The following is a 2,856-nucleotide window of genomic DNA, read 5'->3' on the forward strand; positions in this document are numbered from 1 at the left end:
GTGCCTACGCTCAGCGTTGGCCTTGAACGGCAAGGTGGGTCCATCCCCGACAGTCGAGGGCTCGCCATCCTTGCCAGCTTACCCGCCAACTCCAGATCAAGCGATCCATGCAACAACGCCGCGGCGAGGACGAGGTTGGTGGCGTCGCCCTCGGTGCCGAGCAGGAGGTTGCGGCCGAGATGGCCGTCGCTCTTCATGTGGCCGATGACGGGCTCGATGGCGCTGCGGCGGCGCCGCTCGCGGCGGATGGTGGGCGTGATGCGGCGCTTCTGGCCGGAGACGAACACGCGGGTGCGGTCGGCGTCGTGGCCGCGGTAGCCGCGATCGACATAGGCGCGCTCGACCTCGACGCCGGTGATGCGCTCGGCCTGGGCGATCTGGGCGGCGAGGGTGTGGCCGTCGAAGGGAATGCCCGGCAGGGCGCGGGCGCCGAGGACGAACTGCCCGCCGGGCGCGACCGCGTTGGTGGTGGCGAGCGAGACCTTCACGCCGAACTCGTAGCGGGCGTTGGCCTTGCCTTTGCCGATACACTCCACCTCCGGCGCGTGTAGCGAGTACAGCTTGTCGCGGCCGCGGTCCTCGCGCCGCTGCCGCAGCAGCCGGGCGACGAGGCCGAGCGGCGCGGCCAGGGCGGCCTCGGCTGATGCCTTGCCGGCGACCTTGCGGCCGATGTCGCGGAACAGCCGACCCAGCCAAGTCCGCAGTTGCCGGACCTGCCGCTCCGCCTGGCGCCGGCGGCCGGCGTGGATCAGCCTGGCGGCCTCGCGCCGGGCCCGCCTGGCCACCCGCAGGTAGGACTGGCGTAGCCGGATGCCATGCCGCCGGGCCAGACGCGCCAGGATCTCGATGCCGCGGTTCAGCAGCTTGCTGTCGGTGGGGTGCGTCACCGCCTTGGGCTGGACCGTGGTGTCGATGGTCACCCGGCGCAGGTGCTTGTCCGCCACCGCACCGCCGCGCTGCGCGGCCGCCACGCTCTCGGCCAGCAGCAGCTCCAGGCGCTCAGGCCCGATCCGCTGGCGCCAGCGCGTCATCGACGAGCGGTCCAGCGGCAGGGCGTGCTGGAAATGCGTCTCACCGGCTGTGGTGCATGCCTGGGCATTTGCATGTGGGTCGAGGCTGGTGTCGGCTTGCAAAGAGGTGACCTGGCGAGGGCGGGTGATGGCGGCGCGGCGGATTCGGGCAGGACAACGGGCGCGGTACCGGGTTCGGGACTGGGCCGCGTATGACCGGGCACTGACGCAGCGCGGCGACATCACGGTCTGGATCTCGCCGGACGCGGTGGCGGGCTGGCGCTCGTCCGCAGGGCGGCGCACCTTCTCCGACGCGGCGATCAGTGCGGCATTGATGTTGCGCGCCGTCTTTCGGCTGGCGCTACGCCAGGCTGAGGGTCTGATCGCCAGCATTTTCCGGCTGCTGGGAACTGCGCTGCCGGTGCCAGACCATACTACCCTTTCGCGGCGTGGCCGGACACTGCGTGTGGATCGGCGGGCCGCAACTCGTGGCCGGATCGATTTGGCGATCGACAGCACCGGGCTGCAGGTAACTCGGCCGCGCGGCGCCGGATCTGCAGGTTGGCGCAAGTTGCACATCGCCGTTGATCCTGACACCGGCACCATCATGGCCGACGAGCTGACGCGCTCAGATGTGCACGACAGCGTGCCGGTACCGATGCTGCTGGCACGCATCGATGCCGCGCTCGGCCGCGTCTACAGCGACGGCGCCTACGCAGGCACGCCAACCTACCGCGCAGTAGCCGAGCGTCGCCAGGTGCTGCCGAACGCTGAGGGAGTGTTCCGGCCGAAGGCGTCCGACGTGCGCGCGGCTGCCGCGTTCGACCCTCTGAGTGGCCGCGGTCGCCATGCGCTGCGTCTGGCTGGCGATCTCGGCGAGGTGCAGACTCATGGCCTCGGCGCTGACATGCGGCATGGCCAGGGCGGCTGCGGTGCCGCGGGCGGGGCAGACGGCCCCGAACAGCCAGGAGGAGGTATGGCGATTGTCGCGCGGGGCCGGTGGCCGGCTGCCCCGCGCGGCCCAGACATAGGTCAGCGTGCCCTGCTGGCCGACCCGGGCTTCGTCCTGGAACCAGATTTCGAGCGGCTTGCCGCGAGCCGCTTCGGGGAGGGCAGCCGCGACCAGGGCAGCGAAGTTTTTTTGAACGCCTCCTGTGCCCCGGCATCCCGCTGCGGGTGGTAGGGCCGCACCGATACCCGGCTGAAGCCGAGGCGTCGCAGCAGCGTCCCCACGCTGCGCTCGGCCAGCCCGATGCCGAACTGCCGCGCGATCTCGTCGGCCAGGTCGAGACGCCGCCAGCGTACCACCCCATGCCGCTGCAGGTCCGGCCCCTGCCGCACCCAGCCCGCCACGGCGGCCTGCTGCTCCGGCGTCAGCCGGGCCGGCCGGCCCGGCGAGCGGCGATCCGACAGACCGGCCAGCCCTGCCGCATTGTAGCGGTGCACCCAGTCCCGCAGGGTCTGGCGGTCCATCCCGCAACTCGCCGCCGCCTCCGCCCGGCTGCGCCCCTCCAGCACCAGCGCAATCGCCAGCATCCGGTGCGCCGCATCCGCATCCCGCGTCCGCGACGCCGCCTGACGCAAGGCCGCTGGTGAGTGCTCCTCGCGCATCACCCTCACCGCCTCAGGCATGCCAAGCTCCCGATCCGCCGCAAACGCAGCGAATCACACCCGCAGACAGCCAGCGGTCACGGGTGAGTCAGCCTTTCAGACCGTTGGTATGAGGAGACCTGTGCGCGGATGTGTTTGGACGCGACGCGCGCTGGGCTGATTCGCTGCCTGTGTGGGCGAAGGAGGTCAGCATGGCACGGCGGCGGATTGGTCAGGAAAACCTTATTGCGCGGGC

General features: G+C 71.2%; 1 protein-coding gene and 2 pseudogenes. 1 reads left to right on the forward strand and 2 read right to left on the reverse strand.

Annotated features, from left to right (window positions below; all coding sequences use genetic code 11):
- A partial coding sequence (locus tag E2C05_RS30710; protein WP_408901643.1) for an IS5 family transposase occupies positions 1-1,313 on the reverse strand: 1,313 nt, incomplete at its 3' end.
- On the opposite strand from E2C05_RS30710, the pseudogene E2C05_RS35535 reads away from it, so the two are divergent.
- Positions 1,264-1,704, forward strand: a pseudogene (locus E2C05_RS35535) (transposase); the annotation flags it as partial. The gene E2C05_RS30710 and the pseudogene E2C05_RS35535 sit on opposite strands and share 50 nt — an antisense overlap.
- A gap of 165 nt (positions 1,705-1,869) precedes the next feature.
- Here the strand turns inward: E2C05_RS35535 and E2C05_RS30720 are convergent.
- Positions 1,870-2,621: pseudogene (locus E2C05_RS30720) on the reverse strand (IS630 family transposase); the annotation flags it as partial.
- Positions 2,622-2,856: the final 235 nt, after the last annotated feature.

The sequence above is a fragment of the Paracraurococcus ruber genome, from assembly GCF_004353985.1.
Taxonomy (GTDB): Bacteria; Pseudomonadota; Alphaproteobacteria; order Acetobacterales; family Acetobacteraceae; genus Paracraurococcus; species Paracraurococcus ruber.